We start from the raw sequence: 17679 nt of genomic DNA on the forward strand, positions 1-17679 counted from the left end.
CTCAGCCTCCGTAGGGTTCGAGGACGAGATCACGCGTGACGAGCACGCGAACCGGGAAGCCCGGTCGGATAGTTAGCGTCGGCGCGATGTTGAGCTGACGTTGGACGATCTGCTGCCCGGTCTGGCTGACGCTGTTCGAGGCTCCCTGACGCAGAGCGCGCACGATGTCGCTGTCCTGGCCCGACGAGCCTGCCTCTGCACCGATGCTCAGAATCGTGGAGAGTGCAGCGGCCTTGAACAGTTCGCCCCAGTGATAGTCGACGCCATCCTCGAGGCCGGCGTAACCCTCTGCGTCCGCACCAGGCTGACGCTCCAGCACGATGGAGCGGCCATTGGGGAAAATCAGCCGGTTCCAGACGAGGAGAATGCGCCGCTGACCGAAGCCGACGCCGTTGTCATACTGCCCGACGACGCGCGTGCCCTGGGGCACGAGCAGGATCTTGCCGGTCGGACTATCATAGATGTTCTCCGTCACCTGCGCGGTGATCTGACCTGGCAGGTCTGAGCGGATGCCGGTGATGAGGGCTGCTGCGATCACAGCGCCCGCCTGCAGGACATTCTTCGAGGCCGGCGCAGCAACGCGATCGGGCGAGACGGTGCGCTTGTCGGGCGCCTGGTTGAGGAATGCGAGCTGGCGGTCCTGCGCCGAGGGCGTCGCCGGCTGCGGCGCTAGGCCGAGGCTAGCGAGATCGGCCGGGGGCGTGGTGGTCGCGGACGGTTGCGCCGAGGCCGCGGCACTGGCGGGCCGAGTCTCGGTCGAGGCGAACAGCCGAGCGGTCCGCGCAGCCTCCAGCTCCTGGGCCCGGCGTTGTTCCTCCGGGCTCGGCCCCACAGGGCCTGTCGCCGGCACGCCAATCGGCGGCACAGTGCCGCCATTCTGCGCATTCAGGATCGGGCGGCCAAGGTCGCCAGGCAGCGGTGGGCCGAGCTTCGGGACGCCGGAATAATCCTTCGGTAATCCAGCCAGCCCGTCCGGTGTAGAGCGGTTGTCCGTCGAGTACAGCTCTTGGCCCTGGCCGCCGTGTCGGGTCTGAAGCGCATAGATCAGCGCCCCGCCCACACCGAGGCTTGCAGCGAGCCCCAGACCAGCCAGCACCTTGCGAGACAGGCGGGTCACGCGCGGCGGTTCGGCGCGCAGGCGCATCGTCGCGGCTGGCTCGCCGGTCAGCGGCCGAGCGTCATCGTCGGTCGGTTGAGCTTGGGCCGCCGAACCCAGCGCCCGGCCTTCTTCCTTTTCGGGATCGAGTTCGTCGCTCACGATGCCGGCCTCCCGTCGGTACGGGAGACGCGGACGCGCTTCTGGCTCTTGCCCGCGCCGAACCGCAATTCGGCGGCGGCGAACAAGCGATCCACGATTATGTAGTTGCCGCGCACGCGGTAGTTCACGAGTTCGGAGGTGTCGCCCTCCGGCCCGACCACGAACAGCGGCGGCATCTCGCCCTGGCCGATGCCGCGCGGAAATTCGATGAACACTTGGCGACCGTCATCGAAGGCGCGCAGCGGCCGCCACGGTGCGCGGTCGCCCGTCACCTCGTAGCGGAAATTGACACGAGCGAGATCGATGCCGCCCGACACCGGCTGGGCGGCCTCAGCTTGGCTGTTCTGACGGCGCAGCGCGATGAGTTGGTCCTGCGGATATTGCCAGGATACCGACGCCATGTAGGTCGAGGGTGTCGCGCGCAGCTCCATGTGGTAAGTGCGTCGGTCAGTGTTGATGACGAGATTGGTCATCAGCTCGGCGCGCGTGGGCTTCACGAGGATATGAATCTGCTTGGCCGCGCCAACGCCGCTCTCGGTGTCGCCGATGATCCAGCGCACGGTGTCGCCGGCGGCGACGGGACCGGAGCCGACGAGCTGCTCACCGGGCTGAAGCGCGATGTCGGTGATCTGCCCGGGCGAGGCATAGACCTGATAGAGCGCGCCATCGACGAACGGATAGACCTGCATCGAGTTGATGAAGCCGTTGCGGACGGGCTGGACGCGCGCGGCGGCGTTGGCCTGGTTGACGCGCGCGGCGGGATCGGCCGGTTCCGGCTCCGGTTTGCCGTCCTTGCCGACGGGCTTCAGTTGGCCGGGCAGCGGGAGCGGCTTGGGCAATTCCACCACCCTGACCGGCGCTGGGGGATCGGACGTTTGCACGGCCGGGGCCGCATTGTCGTAGGAGATCTCCGGCGGCGGGGTATGGGTGGCACAGCCGGCGAGAGCCGATGTGCAAAGCAGGAGAAGCGGCAAGCCGGACTTACGGAAACACGGAATTGCGCAGTTGAGGAAAGCCGGCCTCCCGGCTTTGCGGAAGGTCGGTGTCATTGTCCAAGCTCCTTCGACCAGTTGATAGCGTTGATGTAGATTCCGAGGGGATTCTTCCGCAGCGTGTCGGCATCGCGCGGTGGCTGCACGACAACGGTGAGGATGGCGGACCAGCTTTCGGTGGAAGCCAGCGAGCCGTCCTGATAGCGGCGCTCGATCCAGGCGATGCGAAAGCTCGACGGCGAGGCGCGGATGACCGAGGACACCTCGATCGCGATTTGCTGCTTGCCGACCTTGGTGAACGGGTCGTTGGCGCGGGCATAGTCATTGAGCGCGAGCGCGCCGCCCTGTGTCGTGAAATCATAGGCGCGCAGCCAGTTCTGCCGCACGATGATGGCGTCGGACGGGATTGAGCGGACCTGCTCGATGAAGCGTGCGAGGTAGAAGGCGATCTGCGGATCGTTTGGCTGATAGTCGGCGGTCGCCGGCGCGACCGCCTGCGCCTGGCCGAGCCGGTCAACCTGCACCACCCAAGGCACGATCGAGCCGTTGGCTGACTGCCAGACCAGCGCAGCCGCAAGCCCGCCCGCGAGCGCCAATGAGCCGAAGGCCATATAGCGCCAGTTGCGGGCCTGCACGCGGGCGGAGCCTATGCGATCGTCCCAGACCTGCGCGGCGCGCTGATAGGGCGTCTCGGGCTGGGGGGCTTTGCCATAATGGGTGGATGGTCGTTTGAACATTGTCAGTTGCTTTCGGAAAGGTTGACGGAGGAGCCGCCGCCATGGCTGTCGCCGCTGCGCACGGCGTGGGCGGCCGCGGAGACGCCGTGGGACATTTGCTGCGAGCGCTTCATGCGCTTCGCCCACGCCGGCGGGCCGTCGCCGGTAGAAGACGCGGCTCCCGGAGATGCGGCCTCAGCGGCGGCTGTCGTCGGAGCGCCGGATGCGCCCGTGGCGATCTCCGTCGCGGCCTGACCACCGGCCTGATAGCTCTGCTTCAGGCTATCGGCAGCGCGGCCGGCGGCACGCTTCAGCGGTGAGACCGCCGCCTTCGCGCCGGTGCTGGCAACACTGCCGAGGCCCGACGCGACACCTGATGCACCCGACTGTCCGGCCGCGCCTAGGCTGTAGGCGGTCGAGGCTCCGCCGGCGAGGGCTGCACCTCCACGGGCCGCGGCGGCAGCGCCCCCAGCAAGAGCCGCACCGCCGGACACGACTGCGCCTGCGGCGGCCGCGCCTGCTGCGACAACGCCGCCGGCGGCAAGACCAGTGCCAATCGCCGCGCCGGCGCCGAGCTGAGGGCCACCGGAGATAAGGCCGTTGGCGATGCCGGGACCGAAGATGCCGAGACCAAGCAGCGACAGCGCGGCAAGCACGATCGCCATAGCATCGTCAATCGATGGCGTTGCGCCGTTGAAGCCCGAGGTGAACTCGGAGAACAGCGTCGAGCCGATGCCGATGATGACGGCCAGCACCAGCACCTTGATGCCGGAGGAGATGACGTTGCCCAGCACGCGCTCGGCCATGAAGGCGGATTTGCCGAACAGGCCGAAGGGAATGAGAACGAAGCCGGCGAGCGTGGTCAGCTTGAACTCGATCAGGGTGACGAAGAGCTGGATCGCGAGGATGAAAAACGCGAGCAGCACCAGCGCCCAGGCGAAAAACATGCAGGCGATCTGGATGAAGTTCTCGAAAAACGACCAGTAGCCCATGAGGCTGGAGATGGAGTCGAGCAGCGGGCGGCCGGCATCTAGACCGGTCTGCGCCACCTTGCCGGGGCGCATGAGATCGCTGACGGCGAAGCCGGTGCCCGACGCCTTCAGGCCGAGGCCCGCGAAGCTCTCGAAGACGATGCGGGCGAGATTGTTCCAGTTGGAGATCAGGTAGGCGAAGACACCGACGAAGAGCGTCTTCTTGACCAGCCTCGCCATGATGTCGTCGTCGGCGCCCCATGACCAGAAGAGTGCGGCAAGCGTGACGTCGATGACGATCAAAGTGGTGGCGATGAAACCGACTTCGCCGCCGAGCAGCCCGAATCCGCCGTCGATGTAGCGGGTGAAGACCTCAAGGAAATGGTCGATGACGCCGGTGCCGCCCATGTCAGCGAACCTCCGGTCGGGCGGGCTCGGCTTGGGCCGCTGGCCCGCTCAATTCCGCTGGTGCTGCGTCCTTATGGACAGGATCGGCCGACGCTGGCGCGCTTGGAAATAGCGTGGTCGGCTCGACCCGCGCCGGTGAGGATGTCGGGACTGGTTGCCCGAGGAAGCGGCGGCGGTTCTCGGCCCATGCTTTTAGGCAGGCGGGATCGCGTGCGCCAGCCTCGCCGATCTCCGAGCAGCGAAGCAATTCGGCGGCGAGAGGATCTTGTGCGGAGACCGGACGGCCCTGCGTCGCGAGGGCGTCCGGCGCAACGTCCTTGCGGGTCATCTCGATCGCGGTCGCCGTGACAGCGACCGCGACGAAGACGATGGCGCCGACGCGAGCGAGGGTCTTGCCGTCCATCCCCCCGACCTCAGTTGCCGCTATTGGGGAACATGCGGGCGTTGCCAGGCTGATAGCCCGAGCCCGGCGTCAGGAAACGCCGGCGCTGCTCGCGGCCTTGCTCGGCGGCGGCCGCCTGCTCGGCCGACTGCAAGGCCTGCGCCCGACCGTTCGCCGCCACGACGGCGGTGAGATCGGCGAGCTGCTGCGCCTGGAGCGCGAGGAGCTGGTTGCCGGCCTGCGTCGCCTGCAGCGCGCCTGTCGCGCCCTGGCTCTGGCCGACCAGCGCGGACATCTGCGTGCGGTTGGTGTCGATGTTGCCGACGACGCCGGCCTGCACGCGCATGGCGTCCTGCAGGCCGCCAACCGTGTTTTGCCAGCGCGAGCGGGCGTCGGCGACGAGCTGCTGATCGGACGACGAGAGCGAGACGTTCCCGTATTTCTGCTGGAACACCCGGTCGATCTGCTGGACGTCGTAGGCGATATTCTGCGCCTGATTGAGGAGCTGCTGCGTGCGCTGAACCGACTGCTGAAGCTGTTGCAGCGACGAGTAAGGCAAGCTCGCCAGATTGCGGGCCTGATTGATCAGCATCTGCGCTTCGTTCTGAAGCGAGGTGATCTGGTTGGTGATCTGCTGGAGCGAGCGCGCGGCCGTCAGCACGTTCTGCGCATAGTTCGACGGATCGAATACGATTCCACCGAAGCCGAATTGAGCATACGCCGGCGTCGCCAGCATGGGCGCGAGCGCAACGGGAGCGATAAGCAGCGCGGCAGCAAGCCGGCGGCCAAGTGAATGGCGCAGTTTCATTGGGACGTCTCCTTGTTGGTGAGCGTGGGGATGAGATCGGAGGCCCAGCCGACCTCCCGGTGAGCGAGCCAGGCGGCGAGGAAACCGTTGGGGCCGTGTTCGGCGACGATGCGGGCGATGGCCGCTTGGTCGGTCTTCGACGACGCGGCGCAGAGTGCGAGCGCGACGTCGGATAGCCCGAGCTCGAACAGCCGGTTGCCGCGGCGCGACTGGCAGTAGTAGTCGCGCTTCGGCATGGCCCGGGCGATGATCTCGATCTGGCGATCGTTGAGGCCGAAGCGGCGGTAGATCGCCGTGATCTGCGGCTCGATCGCGCGCTCGTTCGGCAGGAGAAGCCGGGTCTGGCAGCTCTCGATGATGGCCGGAGCGATCGCCGAGCCGTCGATGTCGCTGAGCGATTGCGTGGCGAAGATGACGCTGGCGTTCTTCTTGCGCAGCGTCTTCAGCCATTCGCGGAGCTGGCCGGCGAAGCCGTCATCGTCGAGCGCCAGCCAGCCTTCGTCGATGATAAGGAGGGTCGGCGAGCCGTCGAGCCGGTCTTCGATGCGGTGAAACAGATAGGAGAGGACCGCCGGCGCCGCGCCGGTGCCTATCAGGCCTTCCGTCTCGAATGCTTGGACGAACGCCGATCCAAGATGCTCGCGCTCGGCGTCGAGCAACCGGCCATAGGGACCGCCTACGCAATAGGGCCGGAGCGCCTGCTTCAGGTCGTTCGACTGGAGCAGCACCACCAGGCCGGTGATCGTGCGCTCCTCGACGGGCGCCGATGCCAGCGAGGTCAGCGCCGTCCAGATATGCTCCTTCACCTCGGGCGTGATCGCCACGCCCTCGCGGGTCAGGATCGATACGATCCAATCGCCGGCCCAGGCACGCTCGGGCACGTCGTGAACGCGCGCGAGCGGCTGAAGGCTGACGCTGTCGATCGCGCCGTCGCTGAGATCACCACCGAGGTCATGCCAGTCGCCGCCCATGCCGAGCGCGGCTGCTCGGATCGAGCCGCCGAAGTCGAAGGCAAACACCTGCGAGCGCGCATAGCGTCGGAACTGGAGCGCCATCAGCGCCAGCAGCACGGACTTGCCCGCGCCGGTCGGGCCGACGATCAGCGTGTGTCCGACGTCGCCGACGTGAAGCGAAAGCCGGAACGGGGTCGAGCCTTCGGTCTTGCCGAAGAGCAGAGGGGGCGCTGCAAAATGCTCGTCCCGTTCCGGCCCCGCCCACACCGCCGAGAGCGGGATCATGTGGGCGAGATTGAGGGTGGAGATCGGAGGCTGGCGGACGTTCGCGTAAACGTGGCCGGGCAATGATCCGAGCCAGGCGTCCACCGCATTGATGGTCTCGGCCATGGCGGTGAAGTCACGGCCCTGGATGACCTTCTCGACTAGCCGCAGCTTCTCGTCGGCGATGCGCGGATCGTCATCCCACACCGTCACCGTCGCGGTGACATAGGCCATGCCGGCATAGTCGGCGCCGAGTTCCTGGAGCGCGAGGTCGGCATCGGCGGCCTTGTTCGCAGCGTCGGTGTCGACCAGGACGGATGCCTCGTTGGTCATCACCTCCTTGACGATCGCGGCGATCGACTTGCGCTTGGCGAACCATTGGCGGCGGATCTTGGTCAGCAGCTTGGTCGCGTCGGTCTTGTCGAGCAGGATCGCGCGCGTCGACCAGCGATAGGGAAATGCGAGGCGGTTCAGCTCGTCGAGCAGGCCCGGCGTCGTCGCCGTTGGAAATCCGGTAATGGTGAGGATGCGCAGATGCGAGGCGCCCAGGCGCGGTTCGAGCCCGCCGGTCAGCGGCTGATCGGCGAGCAGCGCATCGAGGTAGATCGGCGTTTCGGGGACGCGGACACGATGCCGTTTGGTCGAGACGCAGCTATGGAGATAGGTGAGCGTCTCCGCGTCATCGAGCCAGCGGCATTCGGGCATAAAGGCTTCGACCAGGCGCAGGATGCGATCGGTGCGATCGGTGAAGCCGGTCATCACTTCGTTGGGGTCGAGGCCCGACTTTTCCCGCCCCTCATAGAGCCAGGTTTCCGCCCGTGCGGCGTCTTCGGCCGGCGGCAGATAGGTGAAGGTCAGGAAATAGCTCGACTCGAAATGCGCGCCGGCTTCCTCGAAGTCCGCTTTGCGCTCGGCATCGACCAGCGCCGAGGCGGGATCGGGAAAGCGGCTGTCGGGATAGCGGTTCGACGGGTGGCGTTGCGCCTCGACAAAAATCGCCCAGCCGGAGCCAAGGCGGCGAAAGGCGTTGTTGAGACGGCCAGCGACTGCGACCAGCTCGGCGGGCACGGCCGAGTCCAGATCAGGGCCGCGGAACTGCGCGGTGCGCTGGAAGCTGCCGTCTTTGTTGAGGACGACGCCGGAGCCCACCAGCGCCACCCAAGGCAGGAAATCGGCGAGCCGGCTGTTGCGGTTGCGGTATTCGGCGAGGTTCATCATGGCGACGCCCTCCCTCAAACCGCGAGATGCGCGGGGACGCGCAGGTGGCGGCGCACGACATCGACGAAAAGCGGGTCACGCTTGGCCGCCCAGACCGCCGCGACGTGGCCGATCGCCCAGATCGCGATGCCGACCAGCCAGAGGCGGAGGCCGAGGCCGACAGCGCCCGCAAGTGTCCCGTTCATGATGGCGATGGCGCGCGGGGCGCCGCCGAGCAGGATCGGCTCGGTCAGCGCCCGGTGAACCGGGACCGTGTAACCCGGAACCTCGCCGGCCTGTTCGACAACGCCCGTCATCAGACCAGCGCCCCGCCGCCGAACGAGAAGAACGACAGGAAGAAGCTCGACGCGGCGAAGGCGATCGAGAGGCCGAACACGATCTGGATCAGCCGTCGGAAGCCGCCGGACGTGTCGCCGAAAGCGAGCGTCAGGCCGGTGACGATGATGATGATCACCGCGATGATCTTGGCCACAGGGCCTTCGATCGACTGCAGGATCTGTTGCAGCGGTTGCTCCCACGGCATCGACGAGCCCGAGGCGTGGGCGGGCGCGGCCATCACTACCGACAGCGTGGCGACGGACACAGTCATGGCGAGGTGGCGCGCGAGGCGCAGGCGTTGGATCACAGGCTTTCTCCTTCAGGGCTTCGGGTGAACAAGGTCGGGCCGGCGTCGCCCTCGATGACGGCCGGCGCGATGCGGTAGTCACCGTCGAGGCCGAGGCCCTCGACGCGCGCGAGTTCAGAGAGACGGCGTCCGGAGCCGCGGCCGGAGAGGACGGCAACGATATCGATCGTCTCGGCGATCAGCGCGCGCGGGACGGTGACGACGGCTTCTTGGATGAGTTGCTCCATCCGCCGCAGCGCGCCGATCGCGCTGCCGGCGTGGATCGTGCCGATGCCGCCGGGATGACCTGTGCCCCATGCCTTGAGCAGCTCCAGCGCCTCGGCGCCGCGGACCTCGCCAACCGGGATGCGATCGGGGCGCAGGCGCAGCGACGAGCGGACGAGATCGGAGAGCGAGGCGACGCCATCTTTGGTGCGCATCGCCACTAGATTCGGCGCGGCGCATTGCAGCTCGCGCGTATCCTCGATGATGACGACGCGATCGGCGGTCTTCGCGACCTCGGCAAGCAGCGCGTTGGTGAGTGTGGTCTTGCCGGTGGATGTGCCGCCGGCGACGAGAATGTTGGCGCGAGAAGCCACGCCCTGGCGCAGCATCTCGGCCTGTTCGGTCGACATGATCCCGGCGTGGACGTAGTCGTTGAGTGTGAAGACAGCGACCGCGGCTTTGCGGATCGCGAAGGCCGGCGCCGCAACGACTGGAGGCAACAGGCCCTCGAACCGCTCCCCCGTTTCCGGCAGCTCCGCCGACACACGCGGCGCGCCCGCATGAACCTCGGCGCCGACGTGATGGGCGACCAGGCGAATGATGCGTTCGCCGTCCGCCGCGCACAGCCGTTCGCCCGTATCGGAGAGCCCTTCCGATAGGCGGTCGATCCACAGCCGCCCATCGGGGTTGAGCATCACTTCAACGATGCTGGCGTCGTCGAGGTAGCGCGCGATCGCCGGGCCGAGCGCAGTGCGCAGCATCCGTGCGCCGCGCGCGAGACCTTCCGCATGTTGATGTGAAGCCGCCACATGACCCCCGTTTCCATCGGGGTCGAGACAGTCCTTCCCCGGACGGGGATGATTAAAAGGGCCTGATTTTGGGCTGCTTCAACAGGAAAAGGGAGGCGTAGTAGCGTGGCGTGCAAATACAGGAGAACGGCGGCGCAGGCTTTGTCTTGAACGCCAGGCGCCAGACACTATTCGTCGCGCGCGAGCCCCATTCCTGTGTGTGAGTCGCTGACGTCTTCAGCGATTTCCTGCCGCAGCTTCGGCCCTTTGGCCAACCGGCGGCCGAGCGCGGTGACGAATTGATCATAGCGTTCGCCCGCCTTTGCATGGGCGGCCTGCGCGGCAGGTTCCGGCAATGCCGGCGTAGTCGCGACCCAAAATCGCACGAACACGGCGAGCATCTCGACCGAGATGCCGACGTCGCGCTCCATCCGCGCCATGCGGCGATCGAGCTGGTCGAGGCGCTTGGTGACGGCCGCTTCCTGTCGCTCGGCCGCATCGGGCGACAGGAAGGATTCGATGGCCGCTTCCGCCACGAGCGATCGAGAATGATCGCGTCGCGCCGCATGCTCGGTGAGACGGCGCATCACGGCGGGATCGAGATAGACCGACAGGCGCTGTTTCTTCGCGGATTTCGTCATGGCTGCTTCACAACTCCATGCCGTCACCCGGATCGAGCGACACCTGTCGCGCGACGCCCTGCATCATCCGGTTCATCCGGCTATTTCGGACAGCGTCATCCTCGGCGTCGTCGGAGAGGCCGATCTCGAACTCGTTCTCGATCGAAGCCTTCTTCTCGACGGGCGTCACGCGGCTTAGTTCGGGTTGCTGGCGACGCTCGGAATCGGTCGGATCTTCGTCACCTGTTTCCGCTCCCGGTTCTGCCGCGGCGATCACGGGCCGTGCCGGGAGCGGCAGCGCGGTCCAGTCGTCAGGCCGGCCCTGCTTGGGCTGTGCGAGCGCTGGCGGCGGCAGGATGCGTTCCTTGAAGCGGGCATCCTCGTAGTAGCGCGCCTTCTTCGCTCGGATCGGCGGTGTCCCCGCGACCATGACGATCTCGTCGGTCGGCGGGAGCTGCATGATCTCGCCGGGGGTGAGCAACTGGCGTGCCGTCTCGGATCGGGAGACCATCAGATGCCCGAGCCAGGGCGACAGCCGATGCCCAGCATAGTTCCGCATCGCCTTCATCTCGGTCGCGGTGCCGAGCGCGTCGGAAACACGCTTGGCGGTACGCTCGTCGTTCGTGGCGAAGCTCACCCGCACATGGCAATTGTCGAGGATCGAGTTGTTCGCGCCGTAGGCCTTTTCGATTTGGTTGAGCGATTGCGCGATCAGGAAGCTCTTGAGGCCATAGCCCGCCATGAAGGCCAACGCGGACTCGAAGAAGTCGAGCCGTCCCAGCGCCGGAAACTCGTCCAGCATAATGAGGAGCCGATGGCGACCGGCCTTCGCCTGCAGGTCCTCGGTCAGGCGTCGGCCGACCTGATTGAGGATCAGGCGGATCAGCGGCTTGGTGCGGTTGATGTCGGAGGGCGGCACGACGAGGTAGAGCGTCGTCGGGTGTTTGCCGCCCACGATGTCGGTGATCCGCCAGTCGCAGCGCCGCGTCACCTCGGCCACGACAGGATCGCGATAGAGGCCGAGGAACGACATCGCGGTGGAGAGCACACCCGACCGCTCATTGTCGCTCTTGTTGAGCAGTTCGCGGGCGGCGCTGGCGATGACGGGATGCGGCCCAGCTTCGCCGAGATGCGCCGTCTTCATCATCGCCGCCAACGTCGACTCGATGGGCCGCTTCGGATCGGACAGGAAGGCGGCGACGCCGGCGAGCGTCTTGTCCTCCTCAGCATAGAGGACGTGAAGGATTGCGCCGACCAGCAGCGCATGACTGGTCTTTTCCCAATGGTTGCGCTTCTCGAGCGAACCTTCTGGATCGACCAGGATGTCGGCGATGTTCTGAACGTCGCGGACCTCCCATTCGCCGCGGCGCACCTCGAGCAGAGGATTGTAGGCCGACGATTTGGTGTTGGTCGGATCGAACAGCAGCACGCGGCCATGCTTGGCGCGGAAACCGGCCGTCAGCGTCCAGTTCTCCCCTTTGATATCATGAACAATGGCCGAGCCCGGCCAGGCCAGCATCGACGGCACTACCAAGCCGACGCCTTTGCCCGATCGCGTGGGCGCGAAGCACAGCACATGCTCCGGCCCGTCATGGCGGAGATAGTCCCGCTCGTATCGGCCGAGCACCACGCCATCGGCGCCGAGCAGGCCAGCGGCCTGCACCTCCTGCCGCTCGGCCCAGCGCGCCGAGCCATAGGTCTCGACCTTCTTGGCCTCACGCGCGCGCCAGACCGACATGCCGATCGCGACGGCGATCGAGATGAAGCCGCCCGATGCCGCGATGTAGGCGCCCTCGACAAAGATCGTCGGCGCATAGGCATCGAACCCGTACCACCACCAGAAGAACGAGGGCGGTAAATAGAAAGGAAAGCCGAACAGCCTGAACCACGGTTGCCCCAACTCGGGCTGGAAGGCGAGCCGCCAGGCCACCCATTCGGTCGCGCCCCAGGTCGTGATCAGCACGATGACGAAGACGGTGAGAATCTGGCCCCAGAGAATTTTCGTAGCGGACATAGCGGTTGTGCCTTTCTGCGAGGGATCAGAGGCCGAGGCCGCGCTTGCGGCCGAAGCTCCAGTCGATGCCGCCGTCGTCGCGGGCGACGCCGGAGACGTGTTTGCCGAGATGCTTTTCGAGGGAGGGCGTCCACGGCACGAGCTGGAAGCCGAGGCCGTCGTCCAGCATGGCGAAGCGGCCCGAGGCGAGTGTGAAGCGCTGGCGATAGGAGCCGGCGACAAACTCGCCGCTGGCCGCCCGATTGAATGGCTGGCCGGTCTCGGCGGAGAGCCTCTCGCTGAGCGCCTCCAGCTCGCGGCGGCGCAGCGTGTCGATCAGGTTGCGGGTAAAGGTGACGCGCTGGCCGTGCCGCTCGCCGAAACCCTGTCCGACCAGATGATCGGCACGGCGATCCAACGCCTGCCGTACCTCGGCGCCGAACCCACCCTCGGAAAGCGCGGCCGGCTCGCGGGCGATGTTCTGTCGGTCGAGCCAGGTCGCACCTGAGGCCGTGATCTGGCGGTCGATGTCGAGATCGGAACGGACGGCGATCGCGACGCGCCGCTGACCCTGCGCATCGTCGAACCTACGCAGCTCGACGATTGAACCCGGCGTGCTGTCGCCCGCCGCATCGAGGTTGGGCAGTTTGATGTGATGGGTGCGGCCATCGACGCCATCGACCACGGCATAGGCCGTGCCCTTCAGCTCGTCATCCAAGCCACGATCGACCAGCCGGCCGATGATCGGCGCGTCGAGACTCTCGGCCGCCAACACATAGCTAGCCGAGCCGCGCTCGATGCCGCGTTCGGTCAGCGCCCGGTGCATCCGCTTGATGATGTCGCCGCGCTCGCCGAGCTCGCGCAGCGTCGCCTCGGCCCTGCCGTCGATGAACCATTGGCCGGGACCGACCTGCTCGGCGAGCCCCAGTGTTTCGAGCTTGCGCAGGCGTCCGACCTTCAGCGCGTGAAATTCGTCGGGCCTACCGTTCGGATCGGGCGCCATGTCGATGACGCCGGCATCGTGGCCGTCGCGAACGAGCTGCCGATCGAGCTGGGTCCAGCGCTCCGCCTCGACCTGGCGATCCAGATTACGGCAGATGTCGAGATCGGTGCGTGGCCCCAGTTCCTGCGTGACGAGATCGGCGGCCCGGGCGCGCATCCCTTCCTTGATGTAGTCGCGCGCGATGACGAGATCCTGCCCGTCATCGGCGCGCCCCCGCAGGATGACGTGGACGTGCGGATTGTCCGTGTTCCAATGATCGACGGCGGCCCAATCGAGCTTGGTGCCGAGATCCGTTTCCATCTGGCCCATCAGATCGCGGGTGAAGGATTTGAGGTCCGCCATGTCGGCGGCGTCCTCCGGCGAGACGATGAAGCGGAAGTGATGCCGGTCGTCCTGGCATTGCTCGGCGAAGCTGCGGCCATCGACGTCATCGGTCTCCGGCCCGAACAGCACGGCCTTCTCCCCGTCACGGGTGACGCCCTCGCGGCGCAGATAGCTCAGATGGGCGGCAAGCGGCGCGGCGCGCGCGTGATGGCAAACGAGCCGGGTCTTGATGATGACGATGCGCGAGCGGCCCGTCAGCAGACGATCGGCGCGCACGCTCGCCGTGCGGCCGCGCCCGAAGGTCGAGCGTTTGCCGGAGCTGATCCGGCCGGTGCGAGAGATACGGGCGCCGGCCTTCTGCGCGGCGGCGAGCGCCTGCGCGATGAAGGGCCTGGCGCGCTGGGCGCTGGATGAGCGGATGCGGCCAGGCCGAATGCGGAATTCGTCCTCGCCGCTCATGGCCGAGACCCCGCACATCGCGGCAAGCGCATGAAATCGCGGGGAAACCGGCTTCGCCGCGAGGCGCGTGGAAATCCTGCACCTCGCGAAAACGGGTCATAACCTATTGAAACAACACAACCGACCGGCGCCGCACCTCGCGGCTTTTTATCTCGCCATCCTCCGGTTGTGGTGCCTGCCTCCCACCTCCGCGCCCTCTTGGACACGCTGGGGTGCGATAAGCTGCGAATGCCGCCGAGTGCCATCATCGCGGCTCTTCCGAAGAGGCGCGCGCGACGAACAGCCCGTTCGACTGCGGCACGATGGCGGAGACATCGCGTGCCGTGGTCGTAGTCGCGATGTCATCGGCAGGACGCTCGGCCGACACGGAAGCGGTAGCCGGCGCGCGACCGGACGGGGCGATGAACAGCGGCGCGCGTGTCCACGCCGATCGGTCGATTGCCGCGATCGCGATCGGATTCGTGCCGCCCGAACTGTCGATGATCGGCGCGAGCAAGGCGACATAGGCGCGTGTCTCGGCCGGCAACGGACGGCCGCCGAGCGACGCTTCATAGCGTCCGGGTCCGGCATTATAGGCCGCGAGAAATCCCGGCGAACCGTAGCGATCGTGTAACTCGCGAAGGTACGCCGTGCCCGCGAGGATGTTGTCGCGCGGATCGTAGGGATCGCGGCCGAGACCGTGCCGCACGCGCAAATCGGCCCAGGTCGCGGGCATGATCTGCATCAGGCCCATCGCGCCGGCAGAGGAAACCGCGCGCGATACTCCGGCGCTTTCGGCGCGCATCACCGCCCTGATCCAAGCAATGGGAACGCCAAAGCGTCGCGAGGCTTCGGCGATGTATTCGGCATAGGCATCGCGCGGCGACGGAGGAACCACAGGCGCGTCCTGCGCTATCGTGATCGCCGGGGTCACGCTCGCGAGGGTAAGGCCGGAAAGGAGAAGGAGAGCCACGCGCCGGGCCGCGCGATGCAGCCCGGACGCATTCGGATGGCTCGTCGTCTGGCGGCGAGCAGGCATCGTTCAATCCTTCTCGCCGCGATCGCGCTGGCGCGACCAGTGCAGCGACCAGGCGTTACCGGCATCGTCATCACGAAACAGGTTGGCGCGGATCGGATGCGGGAATGTCGGATCGTCGATCAGCAGCGCGACATATTCGCCGGCCTTCTCGCCGGCGCGTTTCCAGCCCGCGCCGATCTCCGGGCCTGTCTCGTTGCTCATGCCGTCGAAGAGGTGAACGCGATAATCGGGTGCGTTCTCGGCGTCGGACGGTTCTGCCGCGACGATGATGATGTCCTGATGCAGCAAGAGCGTTCCGAGGTGGCCAATGAAGCCGGCGTCGTCGCGCGTGAATTCGCCAATCTGCGGCATGTCTGTCTCCTTGGCGGTGGGGTTGGGAATGCCATCGGCGAGCACCGCTCCCGCCGATGGCGAAGCGGTCAGCGAGTCGGCGCACGCCACTCGAAGCGGCCGGTGCCGTCTTCGTCGGTCCACAGCGGGATGGCGCGGCCGATGATCTGGTCGGTCGAGACGAGGCCGAAGTAGCGGCCGTCGAAGCTGTCGCGAACCTGCCAGTTCATCAGGAAGATTTCGCCGGTATGGACGCGGCGGCAGCCCTGCCAGACGGGGAGATCGCGGCCAGCGCGGTCGCGCTCAAGCGCCGCGCCGACCTCGACGCCATCCACGGTGATGGCGAGGTTCGAACGGCAAACAGTCTGCCCGGAGACGGCGAGGATGCGCTTCATCAGCGGTACGCCCTTGGGCAGATAGCCGCGTGTCGCGAGGAACGTCGCGAGCGGCTCGGGTGCATCGACGGCGACAAGATCGGTGACGTCGAACGGCCCGTCGAAGTCGATCGTGTAGAGGCCGATCGGCGCGCTCGCCGATGCGTTCCAGACCAGCTTGGTCGGCATCGGCGTGAGGCCGGGATAGCCGACGCCGAGCGCTGCGAGCGTCGTCGCGAGGAGAAGTCCGGCGCGGCTCACGGCTCGGCCCTCCGGCGAGCCAAGAACGCGCGGTGATGATCGAGCGTGTAGGCGCGCGGCTCATGGCCGGCGGTCAGCCGGTTGTGGACGTGCCGCCAGTGATCGGGCGAGACCGCTTCGGGATCGACGCCGATGCGCTCGATGGCGTCGATCGCCTGCAGCACGCGCTCGACCTTGGGCCAGCTCTCGATCTTGAGCAGGATGTCGCCGCCCGGACGCACGAAGGGCAGCGTCTGGTAGGCTTCGCCACGCGACACGGCGCGCACGATGTCGATGCGCGAAATGATCGTGCCGAAGTCGTTCGACGCCCAGCGCACGAACGCGAAGACCGCGCCAGGGCGGAACGACAGGACGCGCCGCCGTCGATCGAGGATCTGTTCGTGCGCGTGCGCGCCGAACCGTATCCAGTTCTCGATCTTCTTCTCGACCCAGGTCAGCTCGACATGGGTGAGATTGTCGTGCGGAAGCGCGGTCGGCGTCGGGCCGCCGTGCGCGCGGGGGGCCGCGGCGCCGGTCATGAGGGGTCTCCTTCGACGGGTGGGAATTCGCGCGCGAGCAGCTCGCGCAGCATGTCTGCGACGGTGACGCCGCGCCGGAAGGCTGCGATCTTGATCCGTCCGCGCAGCTCCGGCGTGACGTCGATGGTCATGCGAGCGGTGAAGGCTTCCACGTCTGCTCCGCGCGTCGCCGGGGCATCGGCGGCCTTGATCCAGGCGTCAGCGTTGGTCGGACGCGCGGCGAAGCCGCGCCGTTCGGATCGCTCGCTCATGGCGCGATCCTTTCGATCTCGGTGACGAGTGCGGCGATCTCGCGCGCAGCGGGACCGTCATCGTCGATCTCGAAAGCGAGGCGACCGGACTGCGCGGCGTCGGCGTAGATGACGCGCTGGCCGACCGTATTGCGCAGGACGGGCGGATCGTGATCGGCGAGCGTATCGGCGGTCTCGCGGGCGATCACCGTGCGCGCACCGCAGCGATTGAGGACGAAGCGCGCCCGCAGCTCGGGCCGATAGATCCGCGCCTCTGACAAGAGCGCCAGCATTTCGGCAGAGGCCCAGCCGTCGAGTGGCGACGGCTGCACCGGGATCAGCACGAGGTCGGCGGCGAGCAGCGCGGAGCGCATCAGCCCAGCGACACGCGGCGGCCCGTCGATCACGACATGATCGACGTCGCGCGCCAGCTCGGGCGCCTCACGATGGAGCGTATCGCGGGCCATGCCGACGACGCCGAACAGGCGCGGCGCATGTTCGCGGGCGCGCTGCTGCGACCAGTCGAGCGCCGAGCCCTGCGGGTCCGCATCGACCAGCGTGACTCGCTTTCCCCTGGCGGCCCATTCACCCGCGATGTGCAGCGCGAGCGTCGTCTTGCCGACGCCGCCCTTTTGATTGAGGAAGGCCACGATCATCGGCGCTCTCCCGAACGCTGGCCAAAAGGGAGTTGCGGAGCGCCGAGAACTTGGCTTCTCGGTGCGTCGGCACTGGCGAGCGCGGTGCTGCTGGCGTGCCGTTTGCTATTGGCGCTCAGCCCGTTCACGGCCTGCTGGACGAGGTTTTCCACCTCGCGCGCGCGCTCTTCAAAGTTAGATTCTCTGTTAGCCGGGGTACTGACCAGTGCCCCTTCGCCAGCGGTCTGGCGGTGGCGATGATGCCCTCCTGCGATCCAGGACTGCGGGGCGTGGTGCTCCGTCCGGATCGGCGACGGAGGCGGACCA

19 protein-coding genes and 1 pseudogene are annotated in these 17679 nt (G+C 67.0%); all 20 read right to left on the minus strand.

What is annotated here, in order from left to right; translation table 11 throughout:
* Nucleotide 1 precedes the first annotated feature (1 nt).
* Nucleotides 2-1258, minus strand: a complete 1257-nt coding sequence (locus tag L0966_RS10790) for a TrbI/VirB10 family protein (protein WP_234051890.1) — start codon at nucleotides 1256-1258, stop codon at nucleotides 2-4.
* Nucleotides 1255-2307, minus strand: a complete 1053-nt coding sequence (gene trbG / locus L0966_RS10795) for a P-type conjugative transfer protein TrbG (protein WP_234051891.1) — start codon at nucleotides 2305-2307, stop codon at nucleotides 1255-1257. The genes L0966_RS10790 and trbG overlap by 4 nt, the downstream gene beginning before the upstream one ends.
* Nucleotides 2304-2987: a conjugal transfer protein TrbF gene (gene trbF, locus L0966_RS10800; RefSeq protein WP_234051892.1), complete on the minus strand. Its 684-nt coding sequence runs from the start codon at nucleotides 2985-2987 to the stop codon at nucleotides 2304-2306. Before trbF ends, trbG begins: the two co-directional genes overlap by 4 nt.
* A gap of 2 nt (nucleotides 2988-2989) precedes the next feature.
* On the minus strand, nucleotides 2990-4345 hold the full coding sequence (gene trbL, locus L0966_RS10805; RefSeq protein ID WP_234051893.1) for a P-type conjugative transfer protein TrbL: 1356 nt from the start codon (nucleotides 4343-4345) through the stop codon (nucleotides 2990-2992).
* Between the two features lies 1 nt (nucleotide 4346).
* On the minus strand, nucleotides 4347-4748 hold the full coding sequence (gene trbK-alt / locus L0966_RS10810) for a putative entry exclusion protein TrbK-alt (RefSeq protein WP_234051894.1): 402 nt from the start codon (nucleotides 4746-4748) through the stop codon (nucleotides 4347-4349).
* Between the two features lie 10 nt (nucleotides 4749-4758).
* Nucleotides 4759-5535, minus strand: coding sequence for a P-type conjugative transfer protein TrbJ (gene trbJ / locus L0966_RS10815; protein WP_234051895.1), 777 nt, complete (start codon nucleotides 5533-5535; stop codon nucleotides 4759-4761).
* On the minus strand, nucleotides 5532-7970 hold the full coding sequence (gene trbE / locus L0966_RS10820) for a conjugal transfer protein TrbE (protein WP_234051896.1): 2439 nt from the start codon (nucleotides 7968-7970) through the stop codon (nucleotides 5532-5534). The genes trbJ and trbE overlap by 4 nt, the downstream gene beginning before the upstream one ends.
* A gap of 14 nt (nucleotides 7971-7984) precedes the next feature.
* On the minus strand, nucleotides 7985-8266 hold the full coding sequence (locus L0966_RS10825) for a VirB3 family type IV secretion system protein (protein ID WP_234051897.1): 282 nt from the start codon (nucleotides 8264-8266) through the stop codon (nucleotides 7985-7987).
* Nucleotides 8266-8559: a TrbC/VirB2 family protein gene (locus L0966_RS10830; protein ID WP_231712474.1), complete on the minus strand. Its 294-nt coding sequence runs from the start codon at nucleotides 8557-8559 to the stop codon at nucleotides 8266-8268. Before L0966_RS10830 ends, L0966_RS10825 begins: the two co-directional genes overlap by 1 nt.
* A gap of 32 nt (nucleotides 8560-8591) precedes the next feature.
* On the minus strand, nucleotides 8592-9608 hold the full coding sequence (gene trbB, locus L0966_RS10835) for a P-type conjugative transfer ATPase TrbB (RefSeq protein ID WP_234051898.1): 1017 nt from the start codon (nucleotides 9606-9608) through the stop codon (nucleotides 8592-8594).
* A 167-nt stretch (nucleotides 9609-9775) separates the two neighbouring features.
* A complete protein-coding gene (locus tag L0966_RS10840) occupies nucleotides 9776-10228 on the minus strand; it encodes a ribbon-helix-helix protein, CopG family (protein WP_234051899.1) in 453 nt (150 codons plus the stop codon).
* A gap of 7 nt (nucleotides 10229-10235) precedes the next feature.
* A complete protein-coding gene (locus L0966_RS10845) occupies nucleotides 10236-12221 on the minus strand; it encodes a conjugal transfer protein TraG (RefSeq protein ID WP_234051900.1) in 1986 nt (661 codons plus the stop codon).
* A 25-nt stretch (nucleotides 12222-12246) separates the two neighbouring features.
* On the minus strand, nucleotides 12247-13986 hold the full coding sequence (locus L0966_RS10850; protein ID WP_234051901.1) for a VirD2 family relaxase/mobilization nuclease: 1740 nt from the start codon (nucleotides 13984-13986) through the stop codon (nucleotides 12247-12249).
* A 244-nt stretch (nucleotides 13987-14230) separates the two neighbouring features.
* Nucleotides 14231-15004: a lytic transglycosylase domain-containing protein gene (locus L0966_RS10855; protein ID WP_234051902.1), complete on the minus strand. Its 774-nt coding sequence runs from the start codon at nucleotides 15002-15004 to the stop codon at nucleotides 14231-14233.
* 3 nt (nucleotides 15005-15007) lie between these two features.
* Nucleotides 15008-15355 (minus strand): DUF736 domain-containing protein, encoded by a 348-nt coding sequence (locus tag L0966_RS10860; protein WP_234051903.1) that lies wholly within the window; start codon nucleotides 15353-15355, stop codon nucleotides 15008-15010.
* Between the two features lie 68 nt (nucleotides 15356-15423).
* Nucleotides 15424-15969, minus strand: a complete 546-nt coding sequence (locus L0966_RS10865) for a S26 family signal peptidase (protein ID WP_234051904.1) — start codon at nucleotides 15967-15969, stop codon at nucleotides 15424-15426.
* Nucleotides 15966-16487 carry a DUF2840 domain-containing protein gene (locus L0966_RS10870; protein ID WP_234051905.1) on the minus strand — a complete coding sequence of 174 codons (522 nt, stop codon included), beginning with the start codon at nucleotides 16485-16487 and terminating at the stop codon, nucleotides 15966-15968. The genes L0966_RS10865 and L0966_RS10870 overlap by 4 nt, the downstream gene beginning before the upstream one ends.
* Nucleotides 16484-16738, minus strand: coding sequence for a hypothetical protein (locus tag L0966_RS10875; protein ID WP_234051906.1), 255 nt, complete (start codon nucleotides 16736-16738; stop codon nucleotides 16484-16486). The genes L0966_RS10870 and L0966_RS10875 overlap by 4 nt, the downstream gene beginning before the upstream one ends.
* Nucleotides 16735-17373: a ParA family partition ATPase gene (gene parA / locus L0966_RS10880; protein WP_234051907.1), complete on the minus strand. Its 639-nt coding sequence runs from the start codon at nucleotides 17371-17373 to the stop codon at nucleotides 16735-16737. The genes L0966_RS10875 and parA overlap by 4 nt, the downstream gene beginning before the upstream one ends.
* Nucleotides 17370-17679: pseudogene (locus tag L0966_RS10885) on the minus strand (hypothetical protein); the annotation flags it as partial. The gene parA and the pseudogene L0966_RS10885, both read right to left, overlap by 4 nt.

Origin of the sequence: Xanthobacter sp. NM-59, from assembly GCF_021401125.1 — a bacterium.
GTDB lineage: Bacteria > Pseudomonadota > Alphaproteobacteria > Rhizobiales > Xanthobacteraceae > Xanthobacter.

Coding starts and splice junctions, on each gene's coding strand:
- trbG (WP_234051891.1), bottom strand. CDS start 2,307: ATGACACCGACCTTCCGCAAAGCCGGGAGGCCGGCTTTCCTCAACTGC.
- trbF (WP_234051892.1), bottom strand. CDS start 2,987: ATGTTCAAACGACCATCCACCCATTATGGCAAAGCCCCCCAGCCCGAG.
- trbL (WP_234051893.1), bottom strand. CDS start 4,345: ATGGGCGGCACCGGCGTCATCGACCATTTCCTTGAGGTCTTCACCCGC.
- trbK-alt (WP_234051894.1), bottom strand. CDS start 4,748: ATGGACGGCAAGACCCTCGCTCGCGTCGGCGCCATCGTCTTCGTCGCG.
- trbJ (WP_234051895.1), bottom strand. CDS start 5,535: ATGAAACTGCGCCATTCACTTGGCCGCCGGCTTGCTGCCGCGCTGCTT.
- trbE (WP_234051896.1), bottom strand. CDS start 7,970: ATGATGAACCTCGCCGAATACCGCAACCGCAACAGCCGGCTCGCCGAT.
- L0966_RS10825 (WP_234051897.1), bottom strand. CDS start 8,266: ATGACGGGCGTTGTCGAACAGGCCGGCGAGGTTCCGGGTTACACGGTC.
- L0966_RS10830 (WP_231712474.1), bottom strand. CDS start 8,559: ATGACTGTGTCCGTCGCCACGCTGTCGGTAGTGATGGCCGCGCCCGCC.
- L0966_RS10840 (WP_234051899.1), bottom strand. CDS start 10,228: ATGACGAAATCCGCGAAGAAACAGCGCCTGTCGGTCTATCTCGATCCC.
- L0966_RS10845 (WP_234051900.1), bottom strand. CDS start 12,221: ATGTCCGCTACGAAAATTCTCTGGGGCCAGATTCTCACCGTCTTCGTC.
- L0966_RS10850 (WP_234051901.1), bottom strand. CDS start 13,986: ATGAGCGGCGAGGACGAATTCCGCATTCGGCCTGGCCGCATCCGCTCA.
- L0966_RS10855 (WP_234051902.1), bottom strand. CDS start 15,004: ATGCCTGCTCGCCGCCAGACGACGAGCCATCCGAATGCGTCCGGGCTG.
- L0966_RS10860 (WP_234051903.1), bottom strand. CDS start 15,355: ATGCCGCAGATTGGCGAATTCACGCGCGACGACGCCGGCTTCATTGGC.
- L0966_RS10870 (WP_234051905.1), bottom strand. CDS start 16,487: ATGACCGGCGCCGCGGCCCCCCGCGCGCACGGCGGCCCGACGCCGACC.
- L0966_RS10875 (WP_234051906.1), bottom strand. CDS start 16,738: ATGAGCGAGCGATCCGAACGGCGCGGCTTCGCCGCGCGTCCGACCAAC.
- parA (WP_234051907.1), bottom strand. CDS start 17,373: ATGATCGTGGCCTTCCTCAATCAAAAGGGCGGCGTCGGCAAGACGACG.